General features: G+C 63.6%; 18 protein-coding genes. 15 read left to right on the top strand and 3 right to left on the bottom strand.

Annotated elements, in window-relative coordinates; translation table 11 throughout:
- The first annotated feature begins 9 nt into the window (after positions 1–9).
- On the top strand, positions 10–804 hold the full coding sequence (gene lgt / locus HZS63_RS08150; RefSeq protein WP_180683559.1) for a prolipoprotein diacylglyceryl transferase: 795 nt from the start codon (positions 10–12) through the stop codon (positions 802–804).
- A gap of 7 nt (positions 805–811) precedes the next feature.
- Positions 812–2,368 (top strand): malonate--CoA ligase, encoded by a 1,557-nt coding sequence (locus tag HZS63_RS08155; RefSeq protein ID WP_180683560.1) that lies wholly within the window; start codon positions 812–814, stop codon positions 2,366–2,368.
- Positions 2,369–2,374: 6 nt separating this feature from the next.
- Here HZS63_RS08155 and HZS63_RS08160 read toward each other — a convergent pair whose 3' ends face one another.
- The gene (locus tag HZS63_RS08160) at positions 2,375–2,818 is read right to left on the bottom strand and encodes a universal stress protein (RefSeq protein WP_180683561.1); all 444 of its coding nucleotides are present in this window, start codon (positions 2,816–2,818) and stop codon (positions 2,375–2,377) included.
- Between the two features lie 140 nt (positions 2,819–2,958).
- Here HZS63_RS08160 and HZS63_RS08165 point away from each other — a divergent pair, with 140 nt between their 5' ends.
- The 9 genes from HZS63_RS08165 (at position 2,959) to HZS63_RS08205 (ending at position 10,872) form a co-directional block, all read left to right on the top strand.
- Entirely contained in the window at positions 2,959–5,346 is a 2,388-nt protein-coding gene (locus tag HZS63_RS08165) for a heavy metal translocating P-type ATPase (RefSeq protein ID WP_180683562.1), read from the top strand.
- A gap of 6 nt (positions 5,347–5,352) precedes the next feature.
- Positions 5,353–5,490, top strand: a complete 138-nt coding sequence (gene ccoS, locus HZS63_RS08170; RefSeq protein WP_180683563.1) for a cbb3-type cytochrome oxidase assembly protein CcoS — start codon at positions 5,353–5,355, stop codon at positions 5,488–5,490.
- Positions 5,491–5,558: 68 nt separating this feature from the next.
- Entirely contained in the window at positions 5,559–7,010 is a 1,452-nt protein-coding gene (ccoN, locus tag HZS63_RS08175) for a cytochrome-c oxidase, cbb3-type subunit I (RefSeq protein WP_180683564.1), read from the top strand.
- A 13-nt stretch (positions 7,011–7,023) separates the two neighbouring features.
- On the top strand, positions 7,024–7,653 hold the full coding sequence (gene ccoO / locus HZS63_RS08180) for a cytochrome-c oxidase, cbb3-type subunit II (protein WP_180683565.1): 630 nt from the start codon (positions 7,024–7,026) through the stop codon (positions 7,651–7,653).
- Between the two features lie 18 nt (positions 7,654–7,671).
- A complete protein-coding gene (locus HZS63_RS08185) occupies positions 7,672–7,809 on the top strand; it encodes a cbb3-type cytochrome oxidase subunit 3 (protein WP_180683566.1) in 138 nt (45 codons plus the stop codon).
- Positions 7,810–7,837: 28 nt separating this feature from the next.
- Entirely contained in the window at positions 7,838–8,746 is a 909-nt protein-coding gene (gene ccoP / locus HZS63_RS08190) for a cytochrome-c oxidase, cbb3-type subunit III (protein WP_180683567.1), read from the top strand.
- Positions 8,747–8,766: 20 nt separating this feature from the next.
- Positions 8,767–10,191: a cytochrome c oxidase accessory protein CcoG gene (gene ccoG / locus HZS63_RS08195; RefSeq protein ID WP_180683568.1), complete on the top strand. Its 1,425-nt coding sequence runs from the start codon at positions 8,767–8,769 to the stop codon at positions 10,189–10,191.
- Positions 10,192–10,223: 32 nt separating this feature from the next.
- Positions 10,224–10,541 (top strand): hypothetical protein, encoded by a 318-nt coding sequence (locus tag HZS63_RS08200; RefSeq protein ID WP_180683569.1) that lies wholly within the window; start codon positions 10,224–10,226, stop codon positions 10,539–10,541.
- 37 nt (positions 10,542–10,578) lie between these two features.
- Complete coding sequence (locus HZS63_RS08205; protein WP_180683570.1) at positions 10,579–10,872, top strand: hypothetical protein; 294 nt, start codon at positions 10,579–10,581, stop codon at positions 10,870–10,872.
- Positions 10,873–10,896: 24 nt separating this feature from the next.
- Here HZS63_RS08205 and fnr read toward each other — a convergent pair whose 3' ends face one another.
- Positions 10,897–11,634 (bottom strand): fumarate/nitrate reduction transcriptional regulator Fnr, encoded by a 738-nt coding sequence (fnr, locus tag HZS63_RS08210; RefSeq protein ID WP_180683571.1) that lies wholly within the window; start codon positions 11,632–11,634, stop codon positions 10,897–10,899.
- A 142-nt stretch (positions 11,635–11,776) separates the two neighbouring features.
- On the opposite strand from fnr, the gene hemN reads away from it, so the two are divergent.
- Positions 11,777–13,156, top strand: coding sequence for an oxygen-independent coproporphyrinogen III oxidase (gene hemN, locus HZS63_RS08215; protein ID WP_343039970.1), 1,380 nt, complete (start codon positions 11,777–11,779; stop codon positions 13,154–13,156).
- Between the two features lie 28 nt (positions 13,157–13,184).
- Entirely contained in the window at positions 13,185–13,856 is a 672-nt protein-coding gene (locus HZS63_RS08220) for a sulfite exporter TauE/SafE family protein (RefSeq protein WP_180683573.1), read from the top strand.
- Here HZS63_RS08220 and HZS63_RS08225 read toward each other — a convergent pair.
- Positions 13,825–14,769 carry a DMT family transporter gene (locus tag HZS63_RS08225; protein ID WP_180683574.1) on the bottom strand — a complete coding sequence of 315 codons (945 nt, stop codon included), beginning with the start codon at positions 14,767–14,769 and terminating at the stop codon, positions 13,825–13,827. The two genes, HZS63_RS08220 and HZS63_RS08225, sit on opposite strands and share 32 nt — an antisense overlap.
- 351 nt (positions 14,770–15,120) lie before the next feature.
- Between HZS63_RS08225 and aceA the strand changes: the two genes are divergently transcribed.
- Together aceA and thrS are read left to right on the top strand one after the other, a co-directional pair.
- A complete protein-coding gene (gene aceA / locus HZS63_RS08230; RefSeq protein WP_180683575.1) occupies positions 15,121–16,452 on the top strand; it encodes an isocitrate lyase in 1,332 nt (443 codons plus the stop codon).
- Positions 16,453–16,562: 110 nt separating this feature from the next.
- Positions 16,563–18,473 (top strand): threonine--tRNA ligase, encoded by a 1,911-nt coding sequence (thrS, locus tag HZS63_RS08235; protein ID WP_180683576.1) that lies wholly within the window; start codon positions 16,563–16,565, stop codon positions 18,471–18,473.
- Positions 18,474–18,518 lie beyond the last annotated feature (45 nt).

The following is an 18,518-nucleotide window of genomic DNA, read 5'->3' on the forward strand; positions in this document are numbered from 1 at the left end:
CGCGCCGCCATGCTGCAACACCCGCAGATCGACCCGGTGGCCCTGCAGATCGGGCCGCTGGCGATACATTGGTACGGGCTGACCTACCTCGCCGCTTTTGGCCTGTTCCTGTGGCTCGGCCGGTTGCGGCTGGCCCATGCGCCCTACAGCCAAGGCGGCTGGCACAAGCGCGACGTGGAGGACATCCTCTTTCTGGGCGTGCTGGGGGTGATCGTGGGCGGGCGGCTGGGCTACGTGCTGTTCTACAAGCCGCTGCACTACCTGGCCAACCCGTTGGAGGTGTTCGCCATCTGGCAAGGCGGCATGAGCTTCCACGGCGGCCTGGTCGGGGTGCTGCTGGCCATGTTGTGGTTCGCACGCACCCGACAGCGCCCTTGGCTGCAGGTCATGGACTTCGTGGCCCCCTGCGTACCGACCGGGCTCGCCTTGGGCCGTATCGGCAACTTCATCAACGGCGAGCTGTGGGGCCGGGTGGCCGACCCGTCGCTGCCCTGGGGCATGGTGTTTCCCGGCGCAGGCGATCTGCCGCGCCACCCTTCGCAGCTGTACCAGGCGTTGCTGGAAGGGCTGTTGCTGTTCGTGCTGCTGTGGCTGTACGCACGCCGGCCCCGCCGCCTGGGTGAGGTCTCGGCGGCGTTTCTGGTGGGCTATGGCAGCCTGCGGTTCATCGCCGAATTTTTCCGCGAGCCCGACGCCCATCTGGGCCTGCTGGGGCTGGGCCTGAGCATGGGGCAGTGGTTGAGCCTGCCCATGGTGCTGGCCGGTGCGGCCCTGTGGGTGTGGGCGGCGCGGCGTTCCGTTTGAGCATCCGATGAAACCTCCTGCCGTCGATCATCACAACGTCTGGTCCCACCTGCGCGCCGCATTCCCGGCCGATCTGGACCGTTGGGCCGTCGAGACGGACACCGGCTTGATCTATACCTGGCGCGACCTGGACCGCGCCAGCGCCATGATGGCCAACCTGCTGGCCTCGCTCGGCCTGCCCGAAGGGGCGCGGGTGGCGGTGCAGGTGAACAAATCCGTCGAGGCCATGGCGCTGTACCTGGCCACCCTGCGTGCCGGGCTGGTGTTCCTGCCGCTGAACACGGCCTACCAGAAGGCCGAAATCGAATACTTCATCGGCGACGCGGAGCCGGCGGTGGTGGTGTGTACCGGAGCGAATTTTGGCTGGGTCAGCAAGATCGCCTTCAAGGCCGGTACGGCTTATGTGTTCACCCTGAACGACGACCGCACCGGCAGCCTGCTGGAGCGTGCCGTGCATCACAGCGATGTGCATGCACCCGTGCCCCGGCAGGCCGACGACCTCGCCGCCATCCTCTACACCAGTGGCACCACCGGCCGCAGCAAAGGCGCCATGCTCACGCATGGCAACCTGTTGAGCAACGCGCTCGTGTTGCGCGATTACTGGGGCTGGCAGCCCGACGACGTGCTCATCCACGCTTTGCCCATTTTCCATGTGCACGGGCTGTTCGTGGCCTTGCACGGCGCGCTCATCAACGGCAGCCCGATGCTCTGGATGTCGAAGTTCGACCCCCAAACCGCCATCGGCTGGTTTTCCCGTGCCACGGTGTTCATGGGGGTGCCCACGCTCTATGTGCGCATGCTGGCCGAGCCCGGCCTCACGCCCGAGGCGGCCCGGCACATGCGCCTGTTCATTTCGGGTTCGGCACCGCTGTTGATCGACACCTTCGAGGCGTGGCGGCAGCGCACCGGCCACACCATTCTGGAACGCTATGGCATGAGCGAAACCCTGATGCTCACCTCCAACCCCTACCGGGCGGATGCGCGCTACGGTGGGCAGAGCGAGCGGCGCGGCGGCACGGTGGGTTTCCCGCTGCCGGGGGTGGAGGTCCGTGTGGCGGGGGAGGGGGACCGGCCCTTGCCAGCCTCAGAGATCGGCGGCATTCAGGTGCGCGGGCCCAATGTGTTCAAGGGCTACTGGCGCATGCCCGACAAAACCCGCGAGGAGTTCACCGCCGACGGCTGGTTCCGAACGGGTGACCTGGGTTTTCAGGACGAGCGCGGCTACATCACCATCGTGGGCCGCAGCAAGGACCTCATCATCAGCGGCGGCTACAACGTGTACCCGGCCGAGGTGGAGGGGGCCATCAACGAACTGCCCGGCGTGGCCGAAAGCGCGGTGGTGGGGGTGCCCCACCCCGATTTCGGCGAGGTGGGCGTGGCCTTGGTGATCGCCCAGCCCGGCCAGGCGGTGGACCCGGAGCAGGTGATCGCGGCCCTCAAGGGGCGTTTGGCCCACTTCAAGGTGCCCAAGCGCTGCTACGTGGTGGCCGAACTGCCGCGCAACACCATGGGCAAGGTGCAAAAAAACCTGTTGCGCGAGCAGTACCGCGGGCTGTTCGCCTGACCCCGCTCAGCGCAGCACCAGCACCGGGATGTGCGAGTGCGTCAGCACCTGTTGCGTCTCGCTGCCCAGCAGCAGGCGCTTGAGGCCCCGGCGCCCGTGTGACGCCATCACGATCAGGTCGGCCTTGTGCTTCTTGGCCGCCGCGATGATGGCCTCGGCGATCAGGTCGGACTTCACCGTGATCGGTTTGACCTTGACTTGCAGCTTCTGACCTTCGGCCTTGACCGCGTTGACCACCTCCATCGCCTCGGCCTGCCATTCCTTTTCGATGCGCTTGATCTCTTCGGCCGCCAGCGCCACGCCGCCCTCGAAATAGGTTTGCGGGTAGCGCGGCACCACCTTCAGGGCCACCACTTCGGCGCCGGTGATGTCGGCCAGCTTCAGCGCGTGCTGCACCGCCTGGTTCGAGAGCTTGGTGCCGTCGGTGGCTACGAGGATGCGCTTGTACATGGGGCTGTTCTCCTGGTTGTAGAGGGTGTGACCTGCATTCTGCCCTGTTCGGGCAGGGTTTTCCAAGTCTGGCGTCTGCCGCGCCGAAGGTGTTGATTTACGTCAAATCGCGACCGGGTTTGCGCTGCTATGCTTACGCGATGTCGGATTCCACCGTGGCTCAGCAACCGGGCGCTGCCGTGCCTACCCTGCCAGAGGGGCATCGTGGCCCGCTGACGGTCGATGACGACTTCCTCGTGCTCGACGATCCGGTCGAGCAGGCCGATTTCACCCGCCCCTGCCCAGGGCAAGGCCGCGACCTGACCGAGGCCGTCCTGATGGTGCAAGGCATGTACTGCGCGGCTTGTGCCAACACCGTCGAAGACGTGCTGGCCGCCATGCCGGGTGTGGAGGCGGCCCAGGTGCATGCCGCCACCCGCCGCCTGACCGTGCGCTGGGACCCCCGGCAAGTGCGCTTGTCGGCGCTGGCGCGAGCCGTGGGGCGCGCCGGCTACCGCTTGCTGCCCATGCAGCAGGCGCTCGGGGTGGAAGAGCGCCTGGCCGAAACCCGCAAAGCCCTGTGGCGCCTGTTCGTGGCAGGCTTTTGCATGATGCAGGTCATGATGTACGCGTGGCCTTCGTACGTCACCGAACCGGGCGAAATCCCGGCCGACATCGACCAGCTCCTGCGCTGGGCCAGTTTCGTGCTCAGCATTCCGGTGGTGGTGTTTTCCAGCGGACCCTTTTTTCAGAGTGCCTGGCGCGACCTCAAGCACGGGCGCATCGGCATGGACACGCCGGTGTCCATCGGCATCCTGGCCTGTTTCTTCGTCAGCGTCGCGGCCACCTACGACCCCTCCGGGCCCTGGGGCGAGGACGTCTGGTACGACTCGCTCACCATGTTCGTGTTCTTCCTGTTGGGCGGGCGCTACCTGGAATTCCGCCTGCGCGACCGCACCGCCGGGGCGCTGGACGCGCTCATGAACCGGCTGCCCGAGCTGTGCGAACGGCAATTGCCCGACGGCGGTTTCGAGTCCGTCTCGATCAAACGGCTGGCCGTGGGCGACGTGGTGCGCGTGCAGGCCGGGCAGGCCTTCCCGGGTGACGCCACCGTGCTGAGCGAAGGCGCCACGGTGGACGAGGCCTTGCTCACGGGGGAATCCCAGCCCCTGACGCGCCGTCGAGGCGAAAGCGTGGTGGCCGGCAGCTACAACCTGGCCGGCACCGCCCTGGTCCGCATCGACAAGCTGGGGCGGGACACCCGGTTTGCCCAGATCGTCTCGCTCATGGAGCAGGCGTCCACCGAAAAACCCCGGCTGGTCCGGCTGGTGGACCGGATCGCGGCGCCCTTCCTCGTGCTGGTGATGCTGTCGGCGGCCACGGCAGGCTACTACTGGTGGCAGATCGACCCTGGCAAGGCCCTGGCCGTCGCCGTGGCCGTGCTGATCGTGACCTGCCCGTGCGCCTTGTCGCTGGCCACGCCGTCGGCCCTGCTGGCTTCGGCTGGCGCTCTGGCCGGGCGCGGCATTCTGGTGCGCCGATTGCAGGCCTTTGAAACGCTGGCCCGTGTGGACACCTTTGTGTTCGACAAAACCGGGACCCTGACGCAGGACCGGGTGGTGCTGCGCGAGGTGATTGCCCGCCCAGGGCTGAGCCGTGCTGATGCTTTGGCCTTGGCTTACCGGTTGAGTGCGGCGTCGCTGCATCCGGTGTCGCGGGCGATTGCACAGGCTGCCCGCGAAGAGGTGTCTGACCTGCCCAGCCTGCCCGGCGATCAGGAGGTGCGCGACATCCCGGGCGCCGGCTTGGTGTTGTCGAACGGGGCAGGGCAAGCATACCGGTTGGGTTCGGCACGTCATGGCGGGCTGGACGAAAGCGCGTTGCTGGCCGAAGGGCACACCGTGCCGGACGCGCCCTGCGCCTATTTGACCGATGCCGACGGCTGGCTGGCCACCTTTGTGATGGACGAGGGCGTGCGCGCCGATGCAGCGGAAGCCATCGCGGCGCTGCGCCGTCAAGGTCTGCATGTGCGTCTGCTCTCGGGCGACCGCCTGGCTGCGGCGCTGCGCGTGGCCAGGCAGGTGGGGGTGGACGACGTCGTGGCAGAGGCCAGCCCCGAACGCAAGCTGCAAGAGGTGGTGGCGCTGCAGCAGCAGGGGGCGACCATCGCCATGGTGGGCGACGGTCTCAACGACGGCCCGGTCCTGGCTCGCGCCGATGTCTCCTTCGCGCTGGGCCATGGGGCGCCGCTCACCCAGTCCCAGTCGGACTTCGTGGTGCAAAGCGGCCGGCTCTCGGAGGTGGTGCAGACCGTGCTGCAGGCCCGCCGCACGCTGCAGATCGTCAAGCAGAACCTGTGGTGGGCGGGCGCCTACAACGCGGTGTCCGTGCCCATGGCCGTGGTGGGCTGGATGCCCCCCTGGGCCGCGGGCCTGGGCATGGCGCTGAGCTCTTTTCTCGTCATCGGCAACGCCATGCGTCTCGGGCGTATTCCCGTCGTCGCCTCGGAGCCGATTCCCACTCTTCAACCCGAACCGCTCGTGAGGTGACTGCCCATGGACATTCTCTACCTGCTCATTCCCCTGTCCGTGCTGCTGGTGCTCGTCATCATCGGCGTGTTCTGGTGGGCCCTGCAAGCCGGCCAGTTCGACAACATCGAACGCGAGGGCGAGCGGATTCTTCGGGGCGATTGATCTATGTCAACCGGATCGGCCCTGCCTGCTGCGATACTGCGACGCGGTGAAATTCAAGAGGAGTTTGTATGACCGTGACAACAGCGGATGCCCAGTCGGGTGTCTATAACGACAAGGTCGTCAGGCAGTTTGCCATCATGTCCGTGGTTTGGGGCGTGGTCGGCATGCTGGTTGGCGTGATCATCGCGGCCCAGTTGACCTGGCCGGAGCTCAACCTCGGCATCGAATGGCTGACCTATGGCCGCCTGCGACCGCTGCACACCAATGCGGTGATCTTCGCCTTCGGTGGCTGTGCCTTGTTTGCCACCAGCTATTACGTGGTGCAACGCACCTGTCACACCCGGCTCTTCCTCGGTCCGCTGGCAACCTTCACCTTCTGGGGTTGGCAGCTGGTCATCGTGCTGGCTGCGATCACCCTGCCGCTGGGCCTCACCCAGGGCAAGGAATACGCCGAGCTGATCTGGCCGATCGACGTGCTCATCGCTGTGGTCTGGGTGGCTTATGCCATCGTGTTCTTCGGCACCATCGGCACCCGCAAGGTCAAGCACATTTACGTGGCCAACTGGTTCTTCGGCGCCTTCATCCTGGCCGTGGCCCTGCTGCACATCGTCAACAGCGCCGCCGTGCCCACCAGCCTGCTGCATTCCTACTCCGCCTACGCCGGTGTGCAGGACGCCATGGTCCAGTGGTGGTATGGTCACAATGCCGTCGGTTTCTTCCTCACCGCCGGTTTCCTGGGCATGATGTACTACTTCATCCCCAAGCAGGCCGAACGCCCGGTCTATTCCTACCGCCTCTCCATCGTCCACTTCTGGGCGCTGATTTTCACCTACATGTGGGCCGGCCCCCACCACCTGCACTACACCGCGCTGCCGGACTGGGCGCAGTCGCTGGGTATGGTGTTCTCGCTCATTCTGCTGGCGCCCAGCTGGGGCGGCATGATCAACGGCATCATGACGCTGTCGGGTGCCTGGCACAAGCTGCGTGACGACCCCATCCTGCGCTTCCTGATCGTGTCCCTGTCGTTCTACGGCATGTCCACCTTCGAAGGGCCGATGATGTCTATCAAGACCGTCAACGCGCTGTCGCACTACACCGACTGGACCGTGGGCCATGTGCACTCCGGCGCGCTGGGCTGGGTGGGTCTGGTGTCCATGGGTTCGCTGTACTATCTGGTGCCGCGCCTGTTTGGCCAGAAGAAGATGTACTCCATCCCCGCGATCGAGCTGCACTTCTGGATCGCCACGATCGGTATCGTGCTGTACATCGCCGCGATGTGGATCGCCGGTGTGATGCAGGGCCTGATGTGGCGTTCCATCAACCCCGACGGTACCCTGACCTACACCTTCGTGGAGTCCGTCAAGGCGAGCTATCCCTTCTACGTGATTCGCCTGGTGGGTGGCCTGATGTATCTGGGTGGCATGTGCATCATGGCCTGGAACGTCTGGATGACCGCACGCGAAGGCCTCAAGGCCGGTGCCGTGCCCGAAGTCAAGATCCCTGCCGTTGTCCACGCCTGAGGAGTCCCACAACATGGCCAACCCAAACGAATCTCCCAAGGGTTTCACCCACGAGCGTATCGAAACCAACAACTTCCTGATGATCGTGCTGATCGTGCTGGTCATCGCGGTCGGGGGGCTGGTGGAAATCGTGCCGCTCTTTTTCCAGAAGTCCACCACGCAGCCGGTCGAGGGCCTCAAGCCCTACACCGCGCTGCAGTTGGCCGGGCGTGATGTCTATGTCAAGGAAGGCTGCTACGGCTGCCATTCCCAGATGATCCGCCCCTTCCACGCCGAAACCATGCGCTATGGCCACTACTCGCTGGCTGGTGAATTCGTGTACGACCGCCCATTCCAGTGGGGCTCCAAGCGCACCGGGCCGGATCTGGCGCGCGTGGGCGGCCGTTATTCAGACGAATGGCACCGCATCCACCTGATCAACCCGCGCGATCTGGTGCCCGAGTCGAACATGCCGGCCTATCCCTGGTTGGAGCGCAAGCAGGTGAACGCCGAAGCCATGCCAGCGCGCATGCGGGCCCTGCGCCTGCTGGGGGCGCCTTACACCGACGAGGAAATCGCCAACTCGGTCGAAGAGGTTCGTGGCAAGACGGAGATGGACGCGATCATCGCCTACCTCCAGAGCCTCGGGACCGCGGTTCGTTAAACGGAACAGGGGATGGAAATGGATGTCAACGACCTGCGCAGCATCGTCACCGTGATCAGTCTGGTGATCTTCCTCGGCATCGTCTGGTGGGCGTGGTCGAAGCGCAACCAGGCCCGCTTCGACGAGGCGTCACGGATACCGTTGAACGACGAATGAGAAGTCCCCCACCCACAAGAGAATCATCATGAGCGACTTCACAAGTGAATTCTGGCACCTCTACGTGGCCGGGCTGACCCTGATCAGCATCATTGCCTGCCTGGTCCTGCTGTGGGTCAGTGGCACGACCAAGGTCAAGGCCCACGGCGACAACACCACCGGGCATGTGTGGGACGAAGATTTGCGCGAGATGAACAACCCCCTGCCAAAGTGGTGGGTCTATCTGTTCATCATCACCGTGGTGTTCGGCCTGATCTATGGGGCGCTCTACCCCATGTTCGGCAGCATTCCGGGCAAGCTGGGCTGGTCGTCCACCGGTCAGTACGAGGCTGAGAAACAGCGCAACCTGGAAGCCATTGCGCCGATCTATGCCGCTTTCAGCGAGATGGAGCCCGAAAAGCTGGCCGGCGATCCCGCCGCCATGGCGATTGGCGAGCGCCTGTTCATGAACTACTGCGCCCAGTGCCATGGTTCGGACGCCCGAGGCAGCCGCGGTTTTCCCAATCTGACCGACAACGACTGGCTCTGGGGGGGCGATCCGGAGTCCATCCGAACCACCATCACCCACGGCCGCATGGGTGTGATGCCGCCCATGGCGGCTGCCGTCGGCACGGCCGAAGATGTGACCAACCTGGCCCACTACGTGTTGAGCCTGTCGGGCAGCCCGCACGACAGCGTGCGCGCCACCCTCGGCAAGCCCAAGTACGCAGCCTGTGCCGCTTGCCACGGTCCCGAGGGCCTGGGCAACACCGCACTTGGCGCTCCGAACCTGACCGACAACATCTGGTTGCATGGATGGGGGGTGGATGCGATCGTGCGCGCGGTCAACGAGGGGATCACCAACGTGATGCCGGCACAAAACATGTTGCTGACCGAGCAGCAGATCCATGTGCTGACTGCCTACGTGTGGGGCCTGTCCAACCAGCCCAAACAGTAACCTGAAACCACTGTTGCCTCGTGAGCACCAACACCCAGAAGGCTGGCCAGCCGGCCGGTGATGAAGAGATCGAGATTTCGCTTTACGCGGCTCGGCAGAAGATCTATCCCCGCTCGGTCAGCGGCTTGTTCAGCAGGTGGCGCTGGGGGTTGGTGTGGCTCACGCAGCTGGTGTTTTACGGGCTGCCCTGGCTGGAATGGAACGGACGCCAGGCCGTGCTGTTCGACCTGGAGGCCCGGCGCTTTTACCTGTTCCAGCTCGTTCTGTATCCGCAGGATTTCATCTATCTCACAGGGCTGCTCGTCATATCGGCGCTGGCCCTGTTCCTGTTCACGGCCGTGGCCGGACGCCTGTGGTGTGGCTATGCCTGTCCACAAACCGTCTATACCGAAATCTACCTCTGGATCGAACGCCAGGTCGAGGGCGACCGTTCGGCCCGCATGCGGCTGGACCAATCGCCGCTGTCATTGCGGAAGTTCGGCAAGAAATGGCTCAAGCACGCCATCTGGGTGGCGTTCGGGCTCTGGACGGGCTTTACCTTCGTGGGCTATTTCACGCCCATCCATGAACTCGGGGCCGCCGTGATCCGGTGGGATCTGGGCCCGTGGCAAACGTTCTGGATTTTCTTCTACGGCTTCGCCACCTACGGGAATGCGGGTTTCCTGCGCGAGCAGGTGTGCAAGTACATGTGCCCGTATGCGCGTTTCCAGAGCGCCATGTTCGACAAGGACACCATGATCGTCACCTACGATCAGGCCCGGGGCGAACCCCGCGGGCCCCGCTCCCGCAAGGCCGATCCGTCGGCCCTGGGTTTGGGGGATTGTGTCGACTGCACGCTGTGCGTACAAGTGTGTCCCACCGGAATCGATATTCGCAACGGCCTGCAATACGAATGCATCGGTTGCGGTGCTTGTATCGACGTCTGTGACGAAGTCATGGACAAGGTCGGCTATCCGCGCGGCCTCATCAAGTACTCCACGCAAAACGGGATGACCCAGGGGTGGAGCGCGGCGCAGATGATCCGGCGGGTGTTCCGGCCTCGGGTGCTGGTCTACAGCGGGATCCTGTTGGCCATTACCGTCGCGGTGTTCACGAGCTTGTGGTTGCGCACGCCCTTGAAAGTGGATGTGATCCGTGACCGCGGGGCCTTGGCCCGTATGGTCGAGATGGGCCGCATCGAAAACGTGTACCGTCTGCAGATCATGAACGCCACCGAGAGGGAGCAGGTCTATGACCTCACCGTGGCGGGCTTGCCTGGCATCGAGATCGTCTCCGACGCCGTGGTGCATGTCAGGCCTACCGAGGTTCGGTCGGTGGCGGTCACCGTCCAGGTGCCCCCGGATGCGGCACCTTCGGGCTCTCACCCCATCGAGTTCCAGATCGCATCCCGCCAGGACGCCTCGATCCGCGTGTCGGAAAAGTCCGTTTTCATCATTCCCCGCTGATCCCCGGGCCATCACCAGAAAGGAATCCCACCATGAACACCGTGACGCAGCGACTGGCCTCCCCGCCGTCTCCGGCCAAATCGGCTCCTTGGTATCGCGAACCCTATATGTGGCTGGTGCTCGGGCTGCCTCTCGCCGCAGTGATGGGCAGCATCACGGCCGCGGTGATTTCCGTGCACGCCATGGCCAACGATCCGCTGCTGGACCGCACACCCCCACCGGTCATCCAACCGGACCCTGCGGTGATTGAAAAGCTCACGCCCGAACAGCGCGCGGCCCTCGAAATGAGCCTGGCGCCAGCCAACAAGGCGCGCAACCACGTGGTGAGCCCGGAAGTCCCCAAGGACTGAGTCGCCGCTTGCCGGCACCCATGACAGCGGAGGTCATATGGCACAGCGATGGATGTGGATAGCTTGGCCCGCCTTTTTGATGGCGGCGGTTCTGGAAATGGTGGTGTTCGCCTTCGTGGACCCCAGTGAGCTGCATTGGCGCGGCCAGCCGCTGGAGATGTCGGCCCTGGGTGTCTATACCATCGCCTTCTTCCTGTTCTGGGCGATCACGATGGTGTCGAGCTTTCTGACCACCATGCTGGCGATGTCGCCGTTCGAGGTCAACCGTTGCCCCGTTCCACCCGATCAGCGTCCAGCGGAGTGTGCGTCCCGCTGCCCACCCAAGGCCTAGTTCTCGGGCTGTGGGGGCAGCGGCTCAGGGATGTTGGGCCACCGGCTCCCCCGATTGGGGGCTGACGAGCATTTGCAGCGCTTGCGTGTTCTTGATGTGCACGTAGCGTTGCTTGACTTCGATGATGCCTTCGTCCATGAAGCGGGAAAACGTGCGGCTGACGGTTTCCAGCTTCATGCCCAGGTAGCTGCCGATTTCTTCACGTGTCATGCGCAGGATCAGTTCCGATTGCGAAAAGCCGCGCGCGTGCAGCCGCTGCACCAGGTTGAGCAGGAAGGCGGCGAGCCGTTCCTCGGCCCGCATGCTGCCCAGCAGCAGCATGACGCCGTGGTCGCGCACGATTTCCCGGCTCATGATTTTGTGGACATGGTGCTGCAAGGTGCTGAATTCGCGTGAGAGCTGCTCCAGCCGGTCGAAGGGCAGCACGCACACCTCGGCGTCTTCGAGCGCGATGGCGGCGCAGGCGTGCTTGTCATGCACGATACCGTCCAGGCCAATGATTTCTCCGGCCATCTGGAAGCCCGTGACCTGATCCCGGCCATCGGCGGTGGTGACGCTGGTTTTGAAAAATCCCGAGCGGACGGCGTAGAGTGAGGTGAATGGATCGCCTGCATTGAACAAGGCGCTGCCCCGCTTCACCCGGCGGCGGGACGAGACGACATGGTCCAACTGCTGCATTTCGTCCGCGTTGAGGCCCAGCGGCAGGCACAGCTCGCGCAGGTTGCAACTGGAACAGGCGACTTTGATGCTTTCGATATCCATGACGGTGATAACCCAGTGGGCCACCCATGGCCCACGCGCCAATCATAAACCCGCAACGTGACGGATGGCGCCGTTGTTTGACTCATGTCAATGGGATGCGAGGCAAATTGAGGCACATTCACGGAAAATTGGAGAACGGTTCGTGAAACATGTGATCGATGAAGGGTTGCTGCAGCGGTTCGACGTGCCGGGGCCGCGCTATACGTCCTACCCGACGGCGGATCGCTTCGTGGAGGCGTTTGGAGAGCGCGACTATATCCAGGCACTGGAGCAGCGTCGGGCGGGCTCGCTGGCACTGCCGTTGTCGGTCTATGTGCACATCCCTTTCTGTGCATCACTGTGTTACTACTGCGCCTGCAACAAGGTCATCACCAAGCACCACGGCAAGGCCGCGGAATACCTGCGCTATCTCGCGCACGAGCTGGAGCTGCAGGTTCAGTACGGTGGCCGAGGGCATCATGTGTCTCAAATGCACTTGGGCGGGGGCACCCCTACGTTTCTGAGCGACGCCGAACTGGAAGATCTGGTGTCCATGCTGCGCCGCCAGTTCACGCTGGTGCCGGGGGGAGAGTATTCCATCGAGGTCGATCCGCGCACCGTGACCGAAGAGCGGTTGCAGCACCTGCACAGGCTGGGCTTCAACCGCCTGAGCTTTGGCGTCCAGGATTTCGATCCGACGGTACAGAAGGCTGTTCACCGCATTCAGCCCGCCAAACAGGTGTTCCGTTTGGTGGAGGCTTCGCGTCACATCGGCTTCGAGTCGGTGAACGTAGACCTGATCTATGGCTTGCCGCAGCAAACGCCCGAATCGTTTCGCCACACGCTGGATCAGGTCAAGACGCTGCGCCCCGACCGCATCGCCTTGTATGCCTACGCCCACCTGCCGGCGCGGTTCAAGCCGCAGCGCCGCATCGTTTCGGCGGAACTGCCCAGCCCCGCCGACAAACTGGCCATGTTGTCCGCGTCGCTCGACACCTTCAGCGAGGCGGGCTATGTGTACGTGGGCATGGACCATTTCGCTCTGCCCAACGACGCCCTGGCCGTGGCCAAGCGTCAGGGGCGGTTGCACCGCAATTTCCAGGGTTACAGCACCCAGCCCGACTGCGACCTGATTGCCCTGGGGGTGTCGGCCATCGGCCGCATCGGTGCCACTTACAGCCAGAACGCCAAAACGCTGGAGGAATATTACGACGCCCTCGACCAGGGGCGCCTGCCCATCGTGCGCGGGCTGGCCCTGAGCCGGGACGATGTGCTGCGCCGTTCGGTGATCATGGCCATCATGTGCCAAGGCGTGGTGGATTTCGAATCCGTGGGGCTGGCGCACCTGATCGACTTCAAGAGCTACTTCGCCCGCGAACTGGAGCACTTGCACGACTTCGAAACCCTGGGCCTGCTGCGCATCACCGATACCTGCATCGAGGTCACGCCCGCCGGGTGGTATTTGGTGCGCGCCATTGCCATGGTGTTTGACAAATACCTGCAGCTCGACCAGGACCGGGCGCGTTTTTCCAAGATCATCTGATCGGCCTCGCGCCTGATACAGTCCCTCCATGCTGGAATCCATGATGGTCTCGGCCCTGCTGATGGGGCTGGTCGGTGGCCCCCATTGCGTGGCGATGTGCGGGGCCGCCTGCGCCGGCATTGCCCGTGGGGCGGCTCCCCACAGCACCCGCGCGTTGTGGGTGTTTCAGTTCAGCCGTTTGGCGGGCTACAGCCTGCTGGGCGCGCTGGCTGGCGGCACCGTGCAGGGGCTGGCCTGGATGGGCCAACAGACGGCCGTCATTCGCCCGCTGTGGACGCTGATGCATGTGGCGGCCCTGGTGCTGGGCTTGGCCTTGCTCTGGCAGGCCCGCCAGCCGGCCTTCATCGATGCATGGGCACAAGGACTCTGGCGCAAGGCGCGGCCGGTCATGGCTGCGCTCGGGCCACGGGCGCCGCTGGTGCTGGGGGCGGGTTGGGCGCTGATGCCCTGTGGTTTGCTGTATTCCGCGCTGCTCGTGGCCTCGCTGTCGGCCAGCGCGCTCAACGGCGCCGCGATCATGGCGGCGTTCGCTGCCGGCACCATGGTGTCGCTGACGGCAGCCCCCTGGTTGTTGCTCAAGCTCAAGGATGTCCGCTCCGGTGGTTGGGGTATCCGCCTGGCGGGACTGGCGCTGGTGCTCCTGTCGGGCTGGGCGTTGTGGATGGGCATCACCCACCCAACCGGTTTGTGGTGCGCCTGAGGCGGGGCGCCGTTGCCACCACCAGACCCGCCAGCGCGAGCCCGAAAGCGAGCCATTGGGTAGGCGTGAGCCGTTCGCCCAGGAACAGCACGCCGATGGCGGTGGCGCTCAGGGGCAGCATCACCGTGAACACGCCAGCCTGGCTGGCCGGTACTTTCTTCAGGCCGGCCATCCATAGCCACACGGTCCACACGCTGGCTGCCAGCGCATAGAAGACGAGCAATCCCCACAGCTCCAGGTGCAGTGTCGAAAAATCGAAACTCCGGGCGGCCCACAGGCCGAATGGGGTCATCAGCGCCAGTCCCCAGAGGTTGATCAGTGCCGAAATGCGCCGGGGACTCATGCAACCAGCCAGCCGTTTGCCCATCACCACATAGGATGCCTCACACACCACGGCCGCCAACACCAGGGCATTGCCGATGAGCGGCAGCGGGATGCCCCACCAGGTGTGGCCCGGTCCGGGGGCGGGCGCTCCCGCTTTATCCAGGGAAAACAGGCCGATGCCGAGGAACGCGAGTCCGATCGCCAGCCACAGCCGCGCCGAGATCGATTCGCGCAGAAATACCCAGCTCAGCAACGCGACCACGGCCGGAATGGACGACAGAATCACCCCCGCCGCACTGGCCGTGGTGAGGCTGACGCCCCAGAGCATGCAGATCGAAAACAGGAAATTACCGAAAAAGGATTCGGCGAACAGCAGCATGCGCGTGCGAACATCCAACGGCCCTTCTTCAGCAGGCTTGCGCAGCCAGTGCGCCATGGCAGCCGCACCGATTCCGAACCGCAGCCAAGCCAACAAAAAGACCGGCATGGCCGCCACGAGTGGTTTGGACAGGGCCACGTAGCTGCCCACCAGCGCCATGCTGAGGGCGAGCGCGCCGTAAGCAGTCCAAGGTGTCGGGGACGGATTCATGCAGAGGGCTCCGTGCAGGTTCGATCATGCCAAAAAACCAGCGTCAGCCTTGTCCAACCACCCAGTGCTGGGCCCAGCCTCATTTCATATTGCAGAAATAAAATTTCTTAATGTGGAAAATAAAATGCTGCAATGCAAAAAAATTTTTCATCACGAAAGAAAAATTTCTACTATGCGGGATATACTTTGTAAGTCATTGATATTCAAAGAATAAAAAAATGTCTTCTATAAGACATAAGATTGTTTTTTGGTCTTATAGAAGACTAAACTCAGTTCCAACGGCACCGGGATTGCATGCTGAACCAACGCACCGGGCCGCACCGGTTTGTTTTCAACCTTCAGGAGAGCGTCATGTCATCCGCCATCAACCCGCAACTGAGCCGCCAGCAGCAGATCGAAGCGCTGGAAAAAGACTGGGCCAACAACCCCCGCTGGAAAGGCGTCAAGCGCGGCTACACCGCTGCCGACGTGGTGCGTCTGCGCGGCAGTGTGCAGCCCGAGTACACCTACGCCCAGAACGGTGCCCGTAAATTGTGGGAGAAGATCAACGGCGGCGCCAAGAAGGGCTATGTGAATGCCTTCGGCGCCATCACCGCTGGCCAGGCCATGCAGCAGGCCAAGGCGGGCCTGGAGGCCGTGTATCTGTCGGGCTGGCAAGTGGCCGCCGACGGCAACACCTCCGAAACCATGTATCCGGACCAGTCGCTGTATGCCTATGACTCGGTGCCGACCATGGTGCGCCGCATCAACAACACCTTCAAGCGTGCCGACGAAATCCAGTGGAGCCGCGGCATCGGCCCGGGCGATGAGGGCTACATCGACTACTTCCTGCCGATCGTGGCCGATGCCGAAGCCGGTTTCGGCGGCGTGCTGAACGCCTTCGAGCTGATGAAGAACATGATCGCCGCCGGCGCCGCAGGTGTGCACTTCGAAGACCAGCTGGCTGCCGTCAAGAAGTGCGGCCACATGGGTGGCAAGGTGCTGGTGCCGACCCAGGAAGCCATCGAGAAGCTGATCGCCGCTCGCTTCGCCGCCGACGTGATGGGCGTGCCCACCCTGATCCTGGCCCGTACCGACGCCGAAGCCGCCAACCTGCTCACCTCCGACCACGACAGCCGCGACAAGCCCTTCCTCACGGGTGAGCGCACTCAGGAAGGCTTCTATCGCGTCAAGAACGGTCTGGAGCAGGCCATCAGCCGCGGCGTTTCCTACGCCCCGTATGCGGACCTGGTGTGGTGCGAAACCGGTACGCCGGACCTGGGCTTTGCCCGCGAATTCGCTCAGGCCGTGCATGCCGCCTGCCCCGGCAAGCTGCTGTCCTACAACTGCTCGCCGTCCTTCAACTGGAAGAAGAACCTGGACGATGTCACCATCGCCAAGTTCCAGGACGAGCTCTCTGCGCTGGGCTACAAGTACCAGTTCATCACCCTGGCCGGCATCCACGTCAACTGGTTCAACACCTTCAAGTTCGCTCACGCTTACGCCCGCGGCGAAGGCATGAAGCACTATGTGGAAATGGTGCAGGAGCCAGAATTCAAGGCACGTGAACTGGGTTACACCTTCGTGTCGCACCAGCAGGAGGTGGGCGCTGGCTACTTCGACGACGTGACCACCGTGATCCAAGGTGGCTCTTCCAGCGTGAAAGCGCTGGCTGGCTCGACCGAGGAAGAGCAGTTCCACTGATCTGCCACCCCCGGCAGGGGGACGCATGCAGCCCGGGCCCGTCCCGGGCTTTTTTGTGGGAAAATGGCTGACGCGGCCCCGAGCCGCGTTTCGTTTTTTTGGTTCTGCCCATGCTCAACATCACGCTCCCCGACGGTTCCCTGCGCCAATTCCCCGGCCCGGTCACAGTGGCCGAAGTGGCGGCTTCGATTGGGACCGGTCTGGCCAAAGCCGCTCTGGGCGGCAAGGTCGACGGCCAGCTGGTGGATACGTCCTACACCATCGAGCGGGATGCCAGCTTGGCCATTGTCACCGCCAAGGACCCCGAAGGCCTGGAGATGATTCGCCACTCCACCGCCCACCTCTTGGCCTACGCTGTCAAGGAGCTGTTTCCGGATGCACAGGTCACCATCGGTCCGGTGATCGACAACGGCTTCTATTACGATTTTTCCTACAAGCGCCCCTTCACGCCCGAAGACCTGGTCGCCATCGAGAAAAAAATGGCCGAACTGGCTGCGAAGGACGAGCCCGTGGTCCGCCGTGTGCTGCCACGCGACGAGGCAGTCGCTTACTTCAAGGGGCTGGGCGAGCACTACAAGGCCGAGATCATCAGCAGCATTCCTGCAGGGGAGGAGGTCAGCCTGTATCGAGAGGGCCGCTTCGAGGACCTGTGCCGAGGGCCCCATGTGCCCAGCACCGGCAAGCTCAAGCACTTCAAGCTCATGAAGGTGGCCGGTGCTTACTGGCGCGGCGACCACCGCAACGAGATGTTGCAGCGCATCTATGGCACGGCCTGGGCCACCAAGGACGATCTGCAGAACTACCTCACCATGCTCGAAGAGGCCGAGAGGCGGGATCACCGCAAGCTCGGTCGAGAGCTGGACCTGTTCCACATCGACGACCACGCGCCCGGGCTGGTGTTCTGGCACCCCAAGGGCTGGACGCTGTGGCAGGAGGTGGAGCAATACATGCGCCGGGTTTACCGGGAAAACGGCTACCAGGAAGTCAAGGGGCCGCAGATCCTGGACAAGACGCTGTGGGAAAAAACCGGCCACTGGGACAAGTACCGGGAGAACATGTTCACCACCGAATCGGAAAAGCGCGACTACGCGCTCAAGCCGATGAACTGCCCGGGCCACATCCTCATCTTCAAGCAGGGCATCAAGAGCTACCGCGACCTGCCGCTGCGCTACGGCGAATTCGGCCAGTGCCACCGCAACGAGCCCTCGGGCGGCTTGCACGGCATCATGCGCGTGCGCGGCTTCACGCAGGACGATGGCCACATCTTCTGCACCGAAGACCAGATCCTGGCCGAGTGCGACACCTTCACCCAGGTGCTCAAAAAGGTGTACGCCGACTTCGGCTTCAGCGACATCCTCTACAAGGTCTCCACCCGCCCGGCCGCGCGCATCGGTTCGGACGAGCTGTGGGACAAGGCCGAAAAAGCGCTCATGGACAGCCTGCGCCATGCCGGCTGCGAGTTCGTGGTTTCCGAGGGCGACGGCGCCTTCTACGGGCCGAAGATCGAATACACCCTGCGTGATGCCATTGGCCGCGAATGGCAGTGCGGCACCATTCAGGTGGACTTCAACCTGGCCGAACGGCTCGACGCCGAATACGTGGCCGAAGACGGCAGCCGCCAGCGCCCCGTCATCCTGCACCGCGCCATCGTTGGCAGCATGGAGCGATTCATCGGCATCCTGATCGAGCAGCATGCCGGCGCGCTGCCCACGTGGTTGGCTCCGCTGCAGGTGGCGGTGCTCAACATCACCGATGCACAGGCCGAATACTGTCGCGAAATTGCCAAAACACTGGAAAATCAAGGCTTTAGGGTGGCATTGGATTTGCGCAACGAAAAAATCACATATAAAATCCGGGAGTTTTCGCTGCAAAAGCTGCCTTACATCCTCGTCGTGGGCGACAAGGAGAAGGCGGCCGGGTCCGTTGCCGTGCGTGCGCGCGGCAACAAAGACCTCGGCATGCTATCCCTTGACGAATTCATTCAGCGCCTGCGTGCTGACATTCACGCCCGGGTTTCATGAGCGTCGAGGCTGTTTTTGTGGTTGTGCTGCTCGTCAGCGTGTTTG

Origin of the sequence: Tepidicella baoligensis (genome assembly GCF_013432195.1) — a bacterium.
GTDB lineage: Bacteria > Pseudomonadota > Gammaproteobacteria > Burkholderiales > Burkholderiaceae_C > Tepidicella > Tepidicella baoligensis.